15 protein-coding genes are annotated in these 18,131 nt (G+C 43.1%); 11 read left to right on the top strand and 4 right to left on the bottom strand.

Features of this window, described 5'->3' with window-relative positions; translation table 11 throughout:
• Positions 1 to 281 precede the first annotated feature (281 nt).
• Positions 282 to 1,199, bottom strand: coding sequence for an EAL domain-containing protein (locus tag H6F41_RS11650; RefSeq protein WP_190403649.1), 918 nt, complete (start codon positions 1,197 to 1,199; stop codon positions 282 to 284).
• 99 nt (positions 1,200 to 1,298) lie between these two features.
• Positions 1,299 to 2,606 (bottom strand): threonine synthase, encoded by a 1,308-nt coding sequence (thrC, locus tag H6F41_RS11645; RefSeq protein WP_190403648.1) that lies wholly within the window; start codon positions 2,604 to 2,606, stop codon positions 1,299 to 1,301.
• A gap of 389 nt (positions 2,607 to 2,995) precedes the next feature.
• Here thrC and H6F41_RS11640 point away from each other — a divergent pair, with 389 nt between their 5' ends.
• Positions 2,996 to 3,481, top strand: a complete 486-nt coding sequence (locus H6F41_RS11640) for a T3SS (YopN, CesT) and YbjN peptide-binding chaperone 1 (RefSeq protein WP_190403647.1) — start codon at positions 2,996 to 2,998, stop codon at positions 3,479 to 3,481.
• A gap of 216 nt (positions 3,482 to 3,697) precedes the next feature.
• On the top strand, positions 3,698 to 4,864 hold the full coding sequence (locus tag H6F41_RS11635; protein WP_190403646.1) for a homocysteine biosynthesis protein: 1,167 nt from the start codon (positions 3,698 to 3,700) through the stop codon (positions 4,862 to 4,864).
• A gap of 43 nt (positions 4,865 to 4,907) precedes the next feature.
• Here the strand turns inward: H6F41_RS11635 and H6F41_RS11630 are convergent, their stop codons facing one another.
• On the bottom strand, positions 4,908 to 6,146 hold the full coding sequence (locus H6F41_RS11630; protein ID WP_190403645.1) for a dicarboxylate/amino acid:cation symporter: 1,239 nt from the start codon (positions 6,144 to 6,146) through the stop codon (positions 4,908 to 4,910).
• Between the two features lie 239 nt (positions 6,147 to 6,385).
• On the opposite strand from H6F41_RS11630, the gene H6F41_RS11625 reads away from it, so the two are divergent.
• Together H6F41_RS11625 and H6F41_RS11620 are read left to right on the top strand one after the other, a co-directional pair.
• On the top strand, positions 6,386 to 7,210 hold the full coding sequence (locus H6F41_RS11625; RefSeq protein WP_190403644.1) for a fumarylacetoacetate hydrolase family protein: 825 nt from the start codon (positions 6,386 to 6,388) through the stop codon (positions 7,208 to 7,210).
• A gap of 223 nt (positions 7,211 to 7,433) precedes the next feature.
• Positions 7,434 to 8,252, top strand: a complete 819-nt coding sequence (locus tag H6F41_RS11620; protein ID WP_242023024.1) for a COP23 domain-containing protein — start codon at positions 7,434 to 7,436, stop codon at positions 8,250 to 8,252.
• Positions 8,253 to 8,307: 55 nt separating this feature from the next.
• Here H6F41_RS11620 and H6F41_RS11615 read toward each other — a convergent pair whose 3' ends face one another.
• On the bottom strand, positions 8,308 to 9,510 hold the full coding sequence (locus tag H6F41_RS11615; RefSeq protein ID WP_190403643.1) for a phosphoglycerate kinase: 1,203 nt from the start codon (positions 9,508 to 9,510) through the stop codon (positions 8,308 to 8,310).
• A 203-nt stretch (positions 9,511 to 9,713) separates the two neighbouring features.
• Between H6F41_RS11615 and tgt the strand changes: the two genes are divergently transcribed.
• The 7 genes from tgt (at position 9,714) to H6F41_RS11580 (ending at position 18,113) form a co-directional block, all read left to right on the top strand.
• Complete coding sequence (gene tgt, locus H6F41_RS11610) at positions 9,714 to 10,832, top strand: tRNA guanosine(34) transglycosylase Tgt (protein WP_322095909.1); 1,119 nt, start codon at positions 9,714 to 9,716, stop codon at positions 10,830 to 10,832.
• Between the two features lie 34 nt (positions 10,833 to 10,866).
• On the top strand, positions 10,867 to 11,223 hold the full coding sequence (locus H6F41_RS11605) for a LapA family protein (RefSeq protein ID WP_190403642.1): 357 nt from the start codon (positions 10,867 to 10,869) through the stop codon (positions 11,221 to 11,223).
• A 156-nt stretch (positions 11,224 to 11,379) separates the two neighbouring features.
• On the top strand, positions 11,380 to 13,119 hold the full coding sequence (locus H6F41_RS11600; RefSeq protein ID WP_190403641.1) for an iron uptake porin: 1,740 nt from the start codon (positions 11,380 to 11,382) through the stop codon (positions 13,117 to 13,119).
• Between the two features lie 307 nt (positions 13,120 to 13,426).
• Positions 13,427 to 14,617 carry a BMP family ABC transporter substrate-binding protein gene (locus H6F41_RS11595; RefSeq protein ID WP_190403640.1) on the top strand — a complete coding sequence of 397 codons (1,191 nt, stop codon included), beginning with the start codon at positions 13,427 to 13,429 and terminating at the stop codon, positions 14,615 to 14,617.
• 80 nt (positions 14,618 to 14,697) lie between these two features.
• The gene (locus H6F41_RS11590) at positions 14,698 to 15,789 is read left to right on the top strand and encodes an ABC transporter permease (RefSeq protein WP_190403639.1); all 1,092 of its coding nucleotides are present in this window, start codon (positions 14,698 to 14,700) and stop codon (positions 15,787 to 15,789) included.
• Between the two features lie 25 nt (positions 15,790 to 15,814).
• Positions 15,815 to 16,741 (top strand): ABC transporter permease, encoded by a 927-nt coding sequence (locus tag H6F41_RS11585; RefSeq protein ID WP_190403638.1) that lies wholly within the window; start codon positions 15,815 to 15,817, stop codon positions 16,739 to 16,741.
• Between the two features lie 103 nt (positions 16,742 to 16,844).
• Positions 16,845 to 18,113 (top strand): DNA cytosine methyltransferase, encoded by a 1,269-nt coding sequence (locus H6F41_RS11580; RefSeq protein WP_190403637.1) that lies wholly within the window; start codon positions 16,845 to 16,847, stop codon positions 18,111 to 18,113.
• Positions 18,114 to 18,131: the final 18 nt, after the last annotated feature.

The raw sequence follows: 18,131 nt of genomic DNA, 5'->3' as shown, positions 1-18,131 counted from the left end.
AGCGTTGCGGCTCTTCGTGCCGCAACGCTATTTCTTATTTTTATATGTCTATTTCTTCGTTGGAAAGGGAGTATCTAAACGATCAATCTTGTCATGATCATGAATAATTATGAATAATTTGAGTGAAATCTCTGACTGAATCATTATTTTCTCCTTTAAGCCTTTGGTAGTCATAGATATGGGGAACCTTTGACTAGATCTCTTGAAACAATGAAATTAAGGTGAAAAAACATTCGTAGAGTGATTTATCCCAATGCTATTGAGTCAATATCCTACAGTAATTATTTGCCATCAAACAGAGATTGAATAAATTCAATAATTACTTCCCAAGCATGGCGATCTTGGAAAAAATTTATACCCAAGAAACTTTTGATAATATACAACACGATCAAAACAGCGATAATTCTTACCAAAATTAAACCAACTAAACCAAAGGTTTTGGGCTTATTCTGCGGTCTACTTAACGAATATCCCTGTACACCTTTAATTCCTAAATCATTAGCAAACTTCAGCGATAAATTATCATCAATTCCCTTCAGCACCGTTTGCTTTTGAAAAACCTTACTTGTATATGAAATTGCCATAGCAAGCTGCTTTTGTGCCAAAGTTAAAGGTTTTAGTGCAAAGCTGCGATCGAGTTTAATGATATTGACTGGTAACTCTTGCAATTGTGATAGTGGAAAAAATTTACCTGTAAAATTATCAATTACCACCGAACACCCCATCATTCGCAATTCTGTCATAAATGGCAATACCAATGCTTGATTTTGAGACAGCATTGACTCTTCGATCTCAAAGCTAATTCTTGGAGGCTTGACTTGATATTCCATTAGCCATTTATGTAGCTGAGTCAAAAAATCATGATCCTCGAAAATCTCATTGGATAGATTAATAGAAACAGTTACACTGGCTTGTTTAGAAAGTATAGCAATCGATTTCTCCACCACAATTCTATCTAATTGCTTGAGTAACTGTGTATTTTGCAGAGCCATTAACAATTCCTGCGGCTGACGCAAATCTCCCTTCTCATCACGCCAGCGAAACAGTACCTCATTATGTAAAACTTTGCCCGTTGATAACTCATAAACTGGTTGAAACCACAACTCAAACTTTTCCGCTTCGAGTCGAATCTCTGGAAATTCTTCTTCTATCTGAAGTTCAATATGAGCAGTCGTCAGAGGATTAAATTCAGTTTCCATATACAAGCAGTTTAACGTTTACCTGAGCTACAAGACTTCATACAAAATAAGAGCAGCGCGTAGCGCTGCTCTTATTTTAAGGAACATAATCAAATCAAACTAAACAGAAACTGTTTGCCACTCTAGTTTGTCTAATGTGTGTGAACGCTCTAGCGCCCGCTCGAAACTATCCAGCTTTGGCTCGATCAAGAAAGGTTCACCAACATAACCCTGAATTGCCTCTTGAGTTTTTAATCCGTTACCTGTGATGTAGACAACGGTAGTTTCTTCAGGATCAATTTTGCCAGCTTCAACCAACTTCTTGAGAACTGCAATTGTCGTTCCGCCAGCAGTCTCTGTAAAAATGCCTTCAGTTTCAGCAAGTAACTTCATAGCTTGGATGATTTCATCATCATTGACTGATTCGATATTGCCGTTAGTCTTGTGAGCAATGTCGATCGCATAGACACCATCGGCAGGATTACCGATCGCAATACTCTTGGCAATGGTCTTAGGCTTAACAGGTGTAATAAAATCACGACCTTCTTTGAATGCCGAAGCGATGGGTGAGCAACCTTCTGCCTGTGCACCACTAAAACGAACGGGTTTATCTTCGACTAAGCCCACCTTCACAAATTCATTAAAGCCTTTGTAGATTTTGGTGAACAATGAACCAGAAGCTAAAGGTGCAACGATGTGATCAGGCAGCTTCCAGCCTAGTTGCTCGATCACTTCATAGCCAAGGGTCTTAGAACCTTCAGAATAGTAAGGACGCAAGTTAATATTCACAAAGCCCCAACCGTGAGTATTGGCGACTTCAGAGCAGAGACGGTTTACTTGGTCATAGTTACCATGGACAGCAAATACTTTGGGGTTGTAAATAGTTGTGCCGAGGACTTTACCTGCTTCGAGATCGGAGGGGATAAAGACACAACACTCTAAACCTGCATGGGCAGCGATCGCGGCAGTGGAGTTTGCCAAGTTACCAGTGCTAGCACAGGCGACGGTGGTAAAGCCAAGCTCGCGGGCGCGGCTGAGAGCGACGGATACTACCCGATCCTTAAAGCTCAAAGTAGGCATGTTGACCGCATCATTTTTAATGTAGAGATTTTTGATGCCGAGACGTTTGGCAAGGCGATTTGCCTTGATCAGGGGGGTCATGCCAGTGGATACGTCAATGTAGTTGTCAGTCTTGACGGGCAAGAAGTCACGATAGCGCCAAATTGAGAGAGGGCCAGCTTGGATCGTTTCACGGCTGACTTTCGCTGCGATCGCATCGTAGTTGTAGGCAACTTCAAGGGGACCAAAGCACAGTTCGCAAACATGCATCGCCTTGGCTTCATACTCTGCACCGCACTCTTTGCACTTGAGATTACTGAAGGTGTCAACACGCTCGCTGGTGTAAGGAGAAACAATCGTTGCAGTCATGGTCTTGGGTGCCTCTTGGTTGCCTTGTCGGTTATCGAAGGTTTTTTGTTTGCATTTTTCTTAAGTTGTCGCCAAGACTAGCATGGTCTTTTAAAGGTCGTCAAATATACCAGACTAAAAAAGTCGGATATATACTCAAGTGTTGAAATTATTGGCTAGCAATCATTTATAGCTGTAGTCAATCTTGTTAAGACCTGAAACTTAAAAGAAGAGGGCGGTACTTCTTGCTACCACTCATCTTCTGTACATGACGATGAAAATATAAATTTGACGATTTACCCTATGAAAATGTGACTGCGTATGGGTATAGTCTGATTAGCCCAGCCACTGAATTGATCGCCTGATCGCCAAAATCACCAGTCTTTACTTAACCCATGGAGGCAAATAACTTGAAATTTGAAACTAGCGCTCAAGAAGCCTGCTATGAAAAAGTAGTAACGTGGATACAAGAGATATTTGGTAAATATCCCTGCGCTCGTCAAGATACTCCGGGATTGGGGATATTTGTCGGATCGGCATTGATAGAGGTATTGATTTTTCCTTGGGAGGATGACGATGCAATTATTAACACAAGATCGTATGTGGTGGCAGGAGCAGAATTAAAGCCAGATCTGATGCGCTATCTCCTCGAAGAAAATGCCAAGATGATCTTTGGAGCCTTTGGGATCTCCCCAGATAGCGAAATTCTTTTTGAACATTCAATTGTCGGTTCAACCTGTGACATGAAAGAACTCGAATCTTCCGTCAAGGCAGTTATGGAAATTGCTGACGAATATGACGACAAGATTGTCAGTCGATGGGGTGGAAAAAGAGCTTTAGACCGAATCCATGCAGGTACTTTATCCAATAAGGGATGGTCATTGCCCACATTATAATCAACATGTAAAACATCCAGTTCTCTAAATTGTGGATATCTAAGTGACAGCTTTAATTCCTGATAACTTATACCAATTCACAAAAGTGTAGTCCACACTTTTGTGAATTAAAAACCAAACCCAGTATGGGTTTTTAAATAAAGAAATGGCGTAGCCATTTCTTTATTTGGTATTAAAGCGCTATATTCTAAAACAATTGCCACCTAGCCAAATTCTATGCCTCAAACGATCGCTGATATTAATGCCAAAATCAAAGCTGGTAAGGCTAAAGTCCTCACTGCCACCGAACTCAAAGCTCTTGTTGCTGATGTTGGTGTTACCCAAGCCGCTAAGCAAGTAGATGTGATCGTTACGGGGACATTCGAGCCAATGGAGTCGTCAGGGGCAATTATTAACCTAGGACATACCGATCCTCCGATCAAAATTCGGACTTGCTGGATTGATGGTGTGCCTGCCTATGCAGGATTTGGGGCCGTAGATATTTATTTGGGGGCAACCCAAGAAGCTGATCCCAGTGATGAAGCTCCTCAATATCGCGGCGGCGGTCATGTCATTGCCGATTTGATCGCGGGTAAGACAGTTCCTTTTAAAGCCATTGGTCACCCCAATGACTGCTACCCTCGCGCTAATTTTGAAACGACGATTACCAAAGAATCTATCAACCAATTCTATCTATTTAATCCCCGCAATCTCTACCAAAACTTTATCGTCGGTGTTAATGGTGGCGAAGAGACTCTCTATACTTATCTTGGTCCATTACAACCACGCTTAGGCAATGCTGTTTATTCTAACCCTGGGGCAATTTCGCCATTATGGAATGATCCTGACTTGCAATTGATTGGGATTGGCACCAGAATTTTTATGGGCGGTGGTATTGGTTACGTGGCTTGGGAGGGAACTCAACATTTCCCATTACAAAAACGACTCGAAAATCGTACTCCTATTGGGCCTGCGGCGACTCTTGCATTAATCGGCGACGCGAAGCAAATGACTCCTGAGTGGGTGAGAGGTTGCTATTTCCGTAACTATGGTGCGTCGTTAATGATGGGTGTGGCAGTGCCATTACCTGTCATCAATGAAGAAGTAGTTGCGAGAGCTGCGGTTTTAGATGAAGAGCTAGTTGCCCCAGTAATTGACTTCTCCATTCCCCGACGGGTACGCCCCATTTTCGGTTCAGTTTCCTATGCCCAACTCAAGTCTGGCAAAATTGCGATCGCAGGTCAAACTGTCCGCACTGCGCCTTTAGCCAGCTTGCATTTATCTGAGGAAGCAGCGAAAACCTTGAAGGATTGGATCTTAAAGGCGCAATTTACCTTAACTGAGCCAGTAGCGATGTTGCCAGATGATCGCACATTTTTACCGCAGGATGTGCGCGGATTCTAGATAATTTCCATCGAAAAATCTGCTTTGTAGATTTTTCGATGGCTTATGCGGCAGAAATTTTTTCTACTTCAGGTACAGGAATTACTTCAGCTTCCCAACGGCTGAGAATAATTGCATTAACACTATTTCCAATAATATTCACGACAGTCTTAAAGCCATCGGTCAGACGATCGATGCCTGCAACTAAGGCGATCGCTTCGAGTGGTAAGCCTGCTGCTGATAGCACTGTTGCCATGGTGATTAGCGCAGAACCCGGCACTCCTGGTGTACTGAAAGAAACTAGCAAACTACTAACTGCGATCGCAGTTAGTAGTGAAGGCGTGAGCGGTACTTGGTAAATTTGAGTAACAAATAAAGCATTAAATCCCTGTAAAATTGCCGCGCCATCACGTTTAAGCGCCGTCCCAAGGGGAATCGCAAAACTGGCAATTTCTTCGCGCAAACCATAATTTTCTTGAATATTTTGCAACACCACAGGTAAAGCAGCATTGGAACTAGCTGTGCCAAAGGCTAGGGCGATTGCTTCGGAAAGACTGCGTAAAAATCTAAGTGGATCAGCTTTGAGAAAGAACAGTGCTAGCAGGTCTAAGCAAATCATGATCGAAGAAGCTATAAACAATCCTAAAACGTAGAGAAACAGCTTGGCGATTAGTTCTAAACCCTGTGTGGCAATTACCGAACTCATCAACGCAAAAACACCTAAAGGAGCGACATACAAAATAATTGATAGCGTTTTTTCGCTGATATGATAGATGCTCTCAATCAGATCTATAAAGGGTCTTGCCTTCTCCTTAGCTAGTTGTACACCAATTCCCAATAACACTGCCGAAAAGATAATTTGCAATAAATTACCTGTACTGAGCGCCTCTAATGGATTGACAGGAATCAAGCTCACTAGCCAAGATGTTAAGGAAGGAGTTTCTGTAATACTAATACTTTCTGCATTGGAGAAACCTGTAACACCGCTCCCTGGTTGCAGAATATAGGCTGTTCCCATACCCACACATAGCGCAATTGAACTAGTAACCACATAACTAGTCATTAGCTTGGCGGTATATCTGCCCACCTGCCCCGCCCCTTGCAGTCTGGTTAGTCCCATAATTAATGAAGAAAAGACAATCGGCACTACGACAAACTGGATTAACCTTAAAAAAGACTCTCCAATTGGAGCTAAAAAATTTTGATCAATTAAGGCAATGCTTGAGGGGAAAGAGGTATTGAGAATAGTTCCAAAAATAACGCCAACACCCAGCGAAAGAAGGATAAATGTCGATAAATTCATATGATGACTGGCTAGTTTGCGATCGCAATATTAAAGATTTGCTGTCCAATGGTGGCTAATGATTGACTTAAGTTAACCCAAGCAACCCCAAAAGAAAGTCCAGTATGAACTAGCTTGTGCCGTCTACCAAGTGGACGGCACAAGCTTTGTGGTTTTGGTCTTAAGGTTTATCAAGGCTATTACGATATAATCAAGTTTGCTGGGTTGTCCCTCTTGATGTTTAAACAGATAAAAATGCTATGGCGGATCGTTACGTTCGCGTAAAAACTTCCCAAGGACAAGTTCATTATGGACTGTTGGAGTTAAATCAATCTGTACAGGTACTAAATGCAGCACCTTGGCTAGGAGGAGAACCGAACGGGGAATTACTCGCTCCAGACACCTATCAATTGCTAGCTCCCTGCGAGCCAAGTAAGATTGTCGCTGTAGGTAAAAACTATTCAGCTCACGCCGCCGAAATGGGCGGCGAAGTCCCCAAAGAGCCAATTATATTTCTCAAGCCCACTACCACCATCATTGCTCCTGACGACGAAATCGCGATACCACCGCAATCAAAGCGGGTGGAATATGAGGGGGAATTAGCATTGGTGATTGGCTCCCGTTGTTTTAATCTCACGCCAAAACAAGCAATTGCCGCCATCTGGGGCTATACGATCGCCAATGATGTGACGGCTAGAGACTTACAAAGAAGTGATAGTCAATGGACTAGAGGCAAAGGCTTCGATACATTCTGTCCCTTAGGTCCATGGATTGTCCAAGAAATTAGTCCCACGGCAATGATCCAAACCTTTGTCAATGAATTTAAAAAACCTTTTCAATCGGCCGCCATCGAAGAGATGGTATTTGCCCCAGATTACCTCGTTTCCTACATCAGTCAGATTATGACCCTATTACCCGGAGACATTATTCTTACAGGTACACCTGAAGGGGTGGGACCAATGCAGGAAGGCGATCGCATTTACATCGAAATTGAGGGGATCGGTAAGTTGCAAAATACGGTAGTTTTGCGATCGCCTTTACCAGTGGACGACGACGATATCGAAGAGCTTGAAGTTGATACTTAGTTGCAGAAAATAGTCGAAAACTGATTAATTTATCGGGAACATCTTGTTTATAAACTCAGTCATAGAAACATAAATATCTAGATGACAAAAATAGACTCAATACAATAGGCATAACTACGTAAGAGTCTCCGAAGGTAAATAGAAAAGTAAATAACAAGTAAACAAACATATCTGGGGGGAGACTGTTGATTTGCTTACCGATCCTCACACAACCACTAATCCTATGAATAACCACAATTTTGCCACCCGTTTGCTCAAATCGCTAAGTTGTCTGTCGGTAATCACCCTGAGTTTACCGTTAGCAGCAATGCCGCTCTTTGCTCAAATTATTCCTGTTGAGACAACACCCAGTAGCACACCAGCCCCTAGCGCCACACCATCGACTATTCCTGATACAAATCCCAACGATAAAGCCGCAAACCCTACTGACAACAAAACTGCGCGTTTTAGCTGTCAAGTCCGAGACGGCAGACCTATCGTCGTCTATCAGCCCAAGAGTCAACCTCAAAAATATTTTCCATGGGCTGCTCCTAGCCTGATGGGAGATGGTTGGTCGCCTGAGCGTCGTTGTAATGAAATTAGCCGCCGATTAGAGTTATATCGTCCTGACGGTCTGCTAGAAATGAGAACCAGCACCGAAAATGGCTATAACGTGATTTGTGCCACCACCGACAAAAATCCATCCTGTCGCATTGTCCTCACAGTTCCCAATGGACAAGACCCGATCGCAACTCGTGATCAAGTATTTGGTAATCTTGCCACTGCCGATAGTGGTCAACAAACTACCGCAGTTAATACCTATCGCGGTCGCGATCGCAGTTTGAATGACATTACCAATGATCTTGGTTTAGGCATTGATCTATCTAGCATTAATGGCGTACTTGGCTCAGTATTATCGCCCAATCGCCCTGTGTCAAATGTGCGTAGCGGTAACTTGTACCTCAAGCCATTCCTCGATCCTAGCGATGGTGGTACAGGTGCAAATTTAGCTAATACTGGTTTCTCTAACGGTAGAAGACTCAATCCTGATAACTTTCGCTAACACAATATAAAAAAGAGGGTAGCGCTTAGCGCTACCCTCTTTTTTTCTGAAAATATTATGCTTCGTTCAAAGCAGCAATACCAGGAAGGACTTTACCTTCGAGCAATTCCAAGCTTGCGCCACCACCAGTAGAGATGTGGCTCATCTTGTCAGCAACACCAACCTTCTCAACCGCAGCAACGGAGTCGCCGCCACCGATGATCGTGATTGTGCCTTTGCCAGTGAGATCAGCCAAAGTATGGGCGATCGCTTCAGTGCCAACTGCAAACTTATCAAACTCAAATACACCCATAGGGCCGTTCCAAATTGCGGACTTACAATCTGCAAGCGCATCTTGGAATACTTTCACGGAGTCAGGTCCAATATCTAGCCCCATCCAGCCATCAGGAATATTGTTGATACTAACGGTTTGAGCATTAGCATCGGGCTTGAAATTGTCAGCAACGACAACATCTGTAGGAAGCAGGAACTTGACACCACGTTCCGCGGCTTTCTTTTCGAGGGCACGAGCCAAGTCTAGTTTGTCTTCTTCCACCAAAGAGTTGCCAACACTCAAGCCACGAGCTTTGTAGAATGTGAAGATCATGCCGCCACCGAGCAGTAGCACATCAACCTTATCGAGTAAAGTTTCGATTACACCAATTTTGCTCGAAACCTTAGAACCGCCAACAATCGCTGCCAGAGGACGCTTAGGATTGTCGATCGCACCACTGAGGTATTGCAATTCTTTATCGAGCAAGAACCCAGCAACGGAGGTGCTGATGTACTTAGTTACGCCTTCTGTCGAAGCATGGGCGCGGTGGGCTGTGCCAAATGCATCGTTAACATAGATATCAGCTAAAGAGGCAAGTTTTTTCGCAAATTCAGGATCATTCTTTTCTTCTTCAGGATAGAAGCGCACGTTTTCTAGCAGTGCAACATCGCCATTGCCAAGGGCATTAACTTGAGCGGCAACGGCATCGCCAATGCAATCATCGGTTTTCACTACAGGCTTGCCAAGCAATTCGGATAAACGTACTGCCACAGAATTAAGGCGCAGGCTCTCGGTAACGCCTTTGGGTCTGCCAAAGTGACTAGTGAGAATTACACGAGCGCCCGCTTCGGTCAAGTATTTAATGGTTGGCAAAGCAGCACGAATCCGTGTATCGTCAGTGATCTTGCCGTTTTCGTCTTGAGGAACGTTAAAGTCAACTCTTACTAAAACTTTTTTGCCTGCCAATTCCGCAGCAGTCAAACTTGCAATATTTTTCTTTGCCATAAATATTTATCTCCGAAGTATATAAAGTTGCTTTTTTACAATATCTTAATAAGTTTACCGAACTGGGTACAGTTTCAAAGCAAATTAAAAGCAAAAATCGTAAACAAGAGTTTTGCTGATTGAGAGGGAGTTTTAGGCTGTATTGGGAGGCTGGAGTGCGATACAATTGCTGATGGTCTCAAAAAACGTTTGTAAATTTAGGATTGTCAGCTCTGAATAACTTCACTTTTAAATTAGAGTGCCAATGCCGTCACACTGATGCCAGAGTTGGGCAATTTCATACACCCCATGGAGTTGTGCATACGCCTCGATTTATGCCCGTCGGCACATTAGCAAATGTCAAAACTGTCACACCGCAACAACTGCAAGACTGTAAAGCAGAGATGGTTTTGGCAAATACCTATCACCTTCATCTTCAACCTGGTGAGGATATTGTTGCCCAGGCAGGGGGGTTACATAAATTTATGAATTGGGATGGCCCAATTTTGACTGATTCAGGCGGATTTCAAGTATTTAGCCTCAGTGAAATTCGTTCAATTAATGAGGAAGGCGTACAGTTTCGCTCTCCCCGTGATGGCGACATGATCAACCTCACTCCTGAAAAGTCCATTCAAATTCAGAATCAATTGGGCGCAGATGTGATCATGGCTTTTGATGAATGCGCTCCCTATCCCGCTACCTACGATGCCATTAAGCTTGCAGGAGAACGCACCACCCGATGGCTGGAACGTTGCATCAAAGCTCACGATCGCCAAAATGATCAGGCTTTATTTGGCATCGTCCAAGGTGGCGTATATCTAGATTTGCGCCAAAAATCGGCAAGGGAGTTGATCCAGTTTGATTTACCAGGCTATGCAATTGGTGGGGTCAGTGTCGGCGAGCCGCCAGAACTGATCGAGAAAATTGTCAAAGCGATTACACCACTGTTGCCAGTCAATAAACCGCGTTATCTGATGGGAGTTGGCACATATAAGGAGATGGCGCAAGCGGTAGCCGCAGGGATGGACTTATTTGATTGTGTGATTCCGACTAGATTGGCAAGACATAATGTTGCCCTAGTCCGTGGTGAGCGTTGGAATCTCAAGAATCAAAAATTTAAGCGAGATTTTACGCCAATTGATCAGGAATGTCCTTGCTATGCCTGTCAAAACTTTTCCCGTGCTTATATTAGTCATTTAGTGCGATCGCAAGAAATTCTTGGCTTTACTCTATTGTCAATTCACAATATTACGGAACTAATTCGCTTTACCGAGCAAATGCGTCAAGCCATCATTGATGGGCAGTTTGTCGAAAAATTTGGTCATTATCTTAGTGATACTTAGCCACAAACTGAAAATATCTTGAGGATTACCGATAATGCGTTTATTTCTGTATGTCTTTCTTTGGATATTGACGCTTGCGATCGCAATTTTTGCATCCCAAAATATTACTACCGTTAGTTTGCGACTATTCGGTTTTGAATCAATCAAACTACCTCTAGGTTTATTGTTAATTTTCAGTGCAGGATTAGGCGCAACCATCGCCAGTCTGAGCCAAACCTCAATTGATCTACAAACTCTAACAATACCGAAACTTTCTGTTTTTTCTGACAAAAAGAATTTATTTGTCAAAAAAACAGAAGCTAAAACATCAACATTCAAAAAAAATATTTCTGTGAATCGTAATCGCTATAAAGATGACTTTGATAGTGATTGGGATGATGATTGGGACTAGATTGTATTTACTAATACATTTACTTATTAGTGATTTTGTTAGTTTCTGTAATATTGTTTTTTAGCATTATGACTAAATATTAATATTCGTCTTCCATTGCGATATTAGTATTATTTTATTTGCTAAATTTTAATTGTTTTTCTATGGTGTGAAAGGATGAAAAAAATTAGTAAGCTCTCAGTCCTTTTGGGGCTGGGTCTAGTTGCTACAGCAACAGGCGTAAACGCAGAGACTGAAAAAGCTCATATTCAAACTCAGTCTGCACAATCTTCTGTGGAGATGGTGCAACCATCTTTATCTGAATCAGAAGTAAAACTGAAAGATTCTAAAACTATTAGTCAAATTAATGCAGAACTAAAGAGTTCTGCGAAATTGGCTCAAAATGTCACATCCGTCTCTCAATTGAGTGACGTTCGCCCTACCGATTGGGCATTTACAGCCTTGCAATCCCTTGTAGAGCGCTATGGTTGTATTGCTGGATATCCTGACAGTACATTTCGCGGCAATCAAGCCACTAGCCGTTATGAGTTTGCTGCTGGTCTAAATGCTTGTTTAGACAAAATTAACGAGATCATCTCCGCAGGTCTAGCCGATAAGGTCAGCCAAGAGGATCTCGCCACCTTGCAAAAGCTACAAGAAGAGTTTGCTGCTGAACTAGCAACCCTTCGTGGTCGTGTTGATGCCCTCGATGCTAAGGTTGCCAAGCTCGAAGCCCAACAATTCTCCACCACCACCAAACTCAGCGGCTTGGCATTTTTCAATGTAACAGCTGGTTCGGGTGCAAATGTAAAGAAAGATCCTACAGGAACTCCCGTTGGAAATGCACCAAACACAACTATGAGTGGTTTGGTTTGGCTGACCCTGAATACCTCATTTACAGGTAAGGATAGTTTAGTAACTCAACTCGCTGTTGGTAATGGTAATTCAGCGTACTCCAATGCCTACGGATCAGCTGGTTTCTTCAATACGACAGCTACTACATTTACTAATCAATCAGCAGGTCCAGCTGGGACAAACAACGTATTTGTTCTACGAGAGTTATCTTACCAATTCCCTGTATTTGAAAAAGCTAGTTTAGTTGTCGGTCCTCGCCTCAACTTCTATAAGTATTTTGATGGAAACAGATTCATTTATCCTTGGAATACAACTTTTGCTTCTATCAACAACTCGTTGTTGACCGATGCAAAGCGCGGAGCTGGCGCAATATTCATGACTCCTCTAGGCGAGATGTTCGACTTCAAAGTTGGCTACTTGGCAGAAAGTAACGAATTTTTCGCTGCGGCTGATTCTTCAGCAGCAAATCCAAATCGAGGCTTGTTTGGTGGAACCAATAATTTAACAGCAGAAATTGGTTTCAAACCAAGTGATGCCTTTAAGCTCCGACTCATTTACAGTCGTGGAAATATTGCTGGAAATGGTGGAACCACCATTGGAGGTACTCCATCGTTTCAAGGTATAGCGACTGTTGCGACTGGTATAAATAATGCACAGTCAGATGTTTTCGCTGCTAACTTTGATTGGTTGGTTACTAAAGGCTTTGGTCTGTTTGGTAGATATGGATATGGAACTACTAACATCAACCTGACTGCTGGTGGCTCCACCAGTGTCAATCAGTACACTTTCCAAGTTGGTGCTGCTTTCCCTGACTTGTTCAAAGAAGGCGCTCTTGGCATGATCTCCTTTGCTGTTCCCTACAAGTTTGGAGACAGTAGTAACGTAGTTACTTCTGGTAGAGGTAATGATGGTACTCAACTCGATCTTGAAGCATCTTACGTGTATCCTGTCACTAAGAATATTTCCCTAGTGCCTTCTGCTTACTTCATCTTTAGTCCAAATAATTTCTCCGATAACCCAACTGTGTTTATTGGTAACTTGCAAGCAGTATTTAGCTTCTAATTACGAAATCTAAAGTTTTGCTCAATAAAAGGGTGTGCCAAGCACGCCCTTTTGTGTTTCAAAGACATTGCTCTCTATCCGAGAATTAAAAGTAGCATAGCTATTTTTAATTCTAAAATTCTTTGCTGAGATTGTTTATTAATTCCCAAAAGTGTTGTCACGTTTTCGTGAATTGCTATTAGTAGTTCAGGTTAGTATTAATACATTTATGATCTGTGATATTTGCTAAATTCTAGAAATACTGTAAATAATCCGTCTTGGTTTTATTTAACTCGCGGTACATTCAATCTTTCTAAGGTGTGAAGGCATGAGTCCAATTTATATCCCCCGTCGTAAGTTTATTAGAGGTGCGATCGCAACAGCAGCTTTCGGTGCAACTTCCCAACTTTGGGTGGGTTGTACAGAGCAAACACCAACACCAAACACAACAGGTACAACAGGTGCAACGGGTACAACAACAGATTCAGCATTAAATATTGGGTTTATCTATGTTGGACCAAAGGATGATTTTGGCTATAGTCAAGCTCATTTTGAAGGTTCTGAAATAATTGCTAAACTGCCGAATGTCAAAACAGTTAACGAAGCAAGTGTTGCGGAAACTGCGACAGTTCAGGAAACCATGCTCAGCATGATTAATCAGAATGGCGTATCAGTTCTTTTTCCAACATCATTTGGATATTTTGATCCCCATATTCTCAAGATTGCCGCCGAAAATCCTAAAGTGCAGTTCTTCCATTGTGGTGGCATGTATGAGGAAGGTAAGCATCCTAAGAATGTGGGAAGCTACTACGGATACATTGATGAAGCGCAATATGTCGCAGGTGTAGTAGCTGGTTTGACAACTAAGTCTGGCAAATTAGGATTTGTAGCGGCGAAACCGATTCCACAGGTACTTCGGAATATCAATAGCTATACCCTGGGTGCTCGCAGTGTCAACCCCAAGGCAACTGTACAAGTCATCTTCACGGGTGATTGGTCTATCCCTGTTAAGGAAGCGGAAGCCTCGAATAGCATGATTGACCAAGGTGTAGATGTGTTGACTTGTCACGTTGACAGCCCGAAAGTGGTCATGGAAACTGCTGAAAAACGGAAGATATTCTGCACTGGCTATCATACCAATCAATCCAAACTTGCACCTAATGGCTATCTCACAGGTGCGGAATGGAATTGGGGAAATATCTATACCAAGTATGTTGAGGATTTTAAAGCTGGTAAGTCCGTTGTTGATGGTGGTATTCCTCATTTAGTGCGCGGTGGACTGAAGGAGGGTTTCTGTAAGATTTCTGAATTTGGTAGTGCTGTTAGTGCTGAAGCCAAGAAGGAAGCTGAGAAGGTGATTGCGAAGTTTATGGATGGTTCCATGATCATCTATGCGGGCGAAATCAAGGATAACACTGGTAAGGTTGTCATTGAGAAGGATAAACAATTCAAACAGAAAGATATTGATCTAGAAAAGATGAATTGGTTGGTTGAAGGAGTAATTGGTAGCATTGGCTAGCAATTGATTCTAGGAGTCTTGCGGTAAATAAAAGATCGCAAGACTCTCTCATTTTGATGCATATCTATGGGTATATAACTATGGGTTTTCGCGATCATTGGCGTTCTCGATCTGAAAACATTGTGATTCCGATCGCAGCATTGATTGTCTCATTATTTGTATTTGGAATTTTCTGCGCTATACAAGGAAAAAATCCGATCGCAATTTACGGGACGATTTATCAATCTGCTTTCGGCAATAGCTTTTCTTGGCAAGGAACCTTAATTCGGTCAGCACCATTGATGTTGACATCCCTATGTACGGCCTTGCCTGCCATGTTAGGACTGACTATTATTGGCAATGAAGGCGCATTAATCGTGGGTGGTCTAGGTGCTATCGCAGTTGGGTTGTCGATATCGGCACTACCACCGATGCTGGTACAGATTGGGATGGCAATGGGCGGTCTGCTAGCGGGCGGACTATGGATTACTTTTGTGGGCGCAATTAGATATTATCGTGGCGTAAATGAAACGATTAGTAGCTTGTTGATGAACTATATTGCGATCGCATTGCTGAACACCCTTGTCGAGGGGCCCATGCGCGATCCCGCAAGTTTAAATAAGCCTTCTAGTTTTCCCCTTGAAGCAATCAACATGCTTCAGAATATTCCCAATACTCGCGTCCATTACGGTTTGATTTATGGGTTAGTTGCCTGTGCAATCGGCTACTTTTTGATGAAGCGTACTACTTTTGGATTTGCCGTTCGTACTGTTGGTGGCAATATCCGCGCTGCCAAAATAGCTGGCTTACCCGTGGGCAAACTTACCTTAATCATCAGCTTCTTGGGTGGCTCCTGTGCAGGTTTAGCGGGCATGGTAGAAATTGCCGCAGTGCATGGGAGTGCGAATTCTTCTCTTAATTCCGATTATGGCTATAGCGGTATTTTAGTTGCCTTTATTGCCAGACAAAACCCATTGGTTGCTGTACTGGTCGCTGTACTCATGGGTGGCATTCTTGCCAGTGGTAGCGCCCTTCAGCGTTCGTTTGGTTTACCAGATGCCACAGTTTTACTTTTCCAAGGAATTGTCTTCTTAGCAATTCTCTTTAGTGAGTCACTGTATGGTCGCCTAGACTTTTTTAAGGATCGTGAACCTGAAGTCGAAATTCAAAATTCGGTAAGTAGTTCAGTATAAGTAAACTTAAAAATAACTCAAAACTATGACAGATACTTCACTAGGCTGGATGAGTGTGCCTCTTGCAATTCTGGCAGGGACATTTCGAGGGAGCGCGCCATTTCTATTTGTTAGTTTGGGTGAATGTCTCACCGAAAAAGCAGGCAAGATTAATCTGGGACTGGAAGGAACTTTGCTAACAGGCGCGATGACTGCCTATGCCGTCTCATATTTGACTAAATCACCTTGGCTGGGCGTTATTGCCGCAGGGATGGCAGGTGTTGGCTTAGGTCTAATCCATGCATGGTTGTCACAACGCCCAAGGGTAAGTGATGTTGCTGTAGGGATTGCCATGATTATCTTTGGTAGTGGCATTGCGTTCTTTTTTGGCAAGTCATTTATTCAGCCCAAAGCAATTCCCTTACCTGTATTTGAATTAGGCAATTGGAGTAGCTATCCACAGGTGCAAGATGCACTCAAGATTAGTCCTTTGTTATTAATTGGTATTGCGATCGCACCGTTAATGCAGTGGTTTTTTAGTTCTACCCGTTTGGGGCTATATGTGCGTGCCGTAGGCGATAGCCCCAGTGCCGCGAGAGCGATGGGAATTTCTGTAGTTGGTGTCAGAACTGGAGCCATTGTGGCAGGCAGTTTTTTAGCAGGAATTGGCGGTGCAAGTTTATCTCTTTATTATCCTGGGCTTTGGTCAGAAAGAATCTCTAGTGGTCAAGGTTTGATGGCGGTTGCCCTTGTAATTTTTGCACGATGGCAGCCAGTCCATTGCCTATGGGCATCATTATTGTTTGGAGGCGCACAGGCAATTGGTCCTGCATTACAAGCTGTGGGAGTCACTTCCTACTATTACCTATTTAATGCCGCTCCATACATCATGACCTTGATCATCACGATCGCAACTTGTTCACCACGTAGGACATTAACTGGCTCGCCAGGAGCTTTAGGGACGAATGAATAACTTAAACTTTAAAAGCCTTGCAAAGCAAGGCTTTTAAAGTTTAAGCAGGTTGCCGCTATATTACAATGGCTTTCTGTGCTGATATCTAGATGCTTTGTGGACTATGGGAAATCAACGACCGATCGCAGTGGATTTATTTGCAGGGGCGGGCGGGATGACGCTGGGGTTTGAGCAAGCTGGATTTGATGTACTTGCTGCCGTGGAGATCGATCCGATTCACTGTGCCACCCATGAATATAACTTCCCGATGTGGAAGGTGATTTGTCGCAGCATTATCGATATTTCAGGGGATGACATTCGCCACAAGTCGCAAATAGGCGATCGCAAAATTGATGTTGTCTTTGGGGGACCACCCTGTCAAGGTTTTTCATTAATCGGTAAACGCGCCATTGATGATCCGCGCAATGAGTTAATCGTGCATTTCATGCGTTTGGTGCTTGAGCTGCATCCCAAATATTTTGTAATGGAGAACGTGAAGGGTCTAACCATCGGTGATCACCAACAGGTTATCAATGATGTTATTGCCAATTTTGAAGACAACGGTTATCAAATTCTGAGACCCTATCAAGTTCTCAATGCTTCCTATTTTGGCATTCCCCAAAATCGTGAGCGACTTTTTCTGATTGGTTGTCAACAAGAACTAATACTTCCTAAATATCCATCGGCTAAGACAAAACCAGCTAAAGTCAAGAATGTGCCGAAGGAATTTGTCCATTTACCCGATAGTCCGACTGTTCATGAAGCGATCGCAGATTTACCTGATCTTGATCAATATCCTGAATTAATCAAGCATGATGCTTGCATTGTGGAGTTTGCGGAACCAAAGAGTGATTACAGTGCCTATTTAAGAGGTTTACGCACCGATTTTCATGACTTCTCCTATCCTCGTGACTCCGATCGCAATTTACTAACTTCTAGTATGGCTACTGCCCATAGCCCTGCTTCCATTGAGAGATTTCGCGCAACGGCCCATGGCAAACTTGACAAGGTGAGCCACTTTTTAAAACTCGATCCCCATGGTATATCCAATACTTTAAGGGCAGGGACACCTAGCACCCGTGGAGGGTTTACGGCTCCGCGTCCAATCCATCCCTATGCGCCACGTTGCATCACCGTCCGCGAAGCTGCGCGATTACATTCCTATCCCGACTGGTTTCGATTCCATAGCACCAAGTGGCATGGATTTCGGCAAATAGGTAATTCTGTCCCTCCGTTATTAGCGAGATCGGTTGCTGTGCAAATTATGCAGGTTTTAGGAAATCAAATCTCCAAGCCTGAGCAGTCAATTTCGCTCATTGATGACGGTGGACTTCACCTAAAAATGTTGAGGGCAGCCAAGCGATATGGAGTTAGTTCTCATTTAAAGCTTTAGCTGATAACGCTCGCAATA

The sequence above is a fragment of the Pseudanabaena mucicola FACHB-723 genome (genome assembly GCF_014696385.1).
Taxonomy (GTDB): Bacteria; Cyanobacteriota; Cyanobacteriia; order Pseudanabaenales; family Pseudanabaenaceae; genus Pseudanabaena.
Note: the sequence above shows the minus strand (reverse complement) of the source record. Positions and strands in the feature narration are given on the sequence as shown.

Excerpts from the sequence above, each read along its gene's own strand:
- H6F41_RS11650 (WP_190403649.1), bottom strand. The coding sequence starts at position 1,199 with ATGGAAACTGAATTTAATCCTCTGACGACTGCTCATATTGAACTTCAG.
- thrC (WP_190403648.1), bottom strand. The coding sequence starts at position 2,606 with ATGACTGCAACGATTGTTTCTCCTTACACCAGCGAGCGTGTTGACACC.
- H6F41_RS11635 (WP_190403646.1), top strand. The coding sequence starts at position 3,698 with ATGCCTCAAACGATCGCTGATATTAATGCCAAAATCAAAGCTGGTAAG.
- H6F41_RS11630 (WP_190403645.1), bottom strand. The coding sequence starts at position 6,146 with ATGAATTTATCGACATTTATCCTTCTTTCGCTGGGTGTTGGCGTTATT.
- H6F41_RS11625 (WP_190403644.1), top strand. The coding sequence starts at position 6,386 with ATGGCGGATCGTTACGTTCGCGTAAAAACTTCCCAAGGACAAGTTCAT.
- H6F41_RS11620 (WP_242023024.1), top strand. The coding sequence starts at position 7,434 with ATGAATAACCACAATTTTGCCACCCGTTTGCTCAAATCGCTAAGTTGT.
- H6F41_RS11615 (WP_190403643.1), bottom strand. The coding sequence starts at position 9,510 with ATGGCAAAGAAAAATATTGCAAGTTTGACTGCTGCGGAATTGGCAGGC.
- H6F41_RS11605 (WP_190403642.1), top strand. The coding sequence starts at position 10,867 with ATGCGTTTATTTCTGTATGTCTTTCTTTGGATATTGACGCTTGCGATC.
- H6F41_RS11600 (WP_190403641.1), top strand. The coding sequence starts at position 11,380 with ATGAAAAAAATTAGTAAGCTCTCAGTCCTTTTGGGGCTGGGTCTAGTT.
- H6F41_RS11595 (WP_190403640.1), top strand. The coding sequence starts at position 13,427 with ATGAGTCCAATTTATATCCCCCGTCGTAAGTTTATTAGAGGTGCGATC.
- H6F41_RS11590 (WP_190403639.1), top strand. The coding sequence starts at position 14,698 with ATGGGTTTTCGCGATCATTGGCGTTCTCGATCTGAAAACATTGTGATT.
- H6F41_RS11585 (WP_190403638.1), top strand. The coding sequence starts at position 15,815 with ATGACAGATACTTCACTAGGCTGGATGAGTGTGCCTCTTGCAATTCTG.
- H6F41_RS11580 (WP_190403637.1), top strand. The coding sequence starts at position 16,845 with ATGGGAAATCAACGACCGATCGCAGTGGATTTATTTGCAGGGGCGGGC.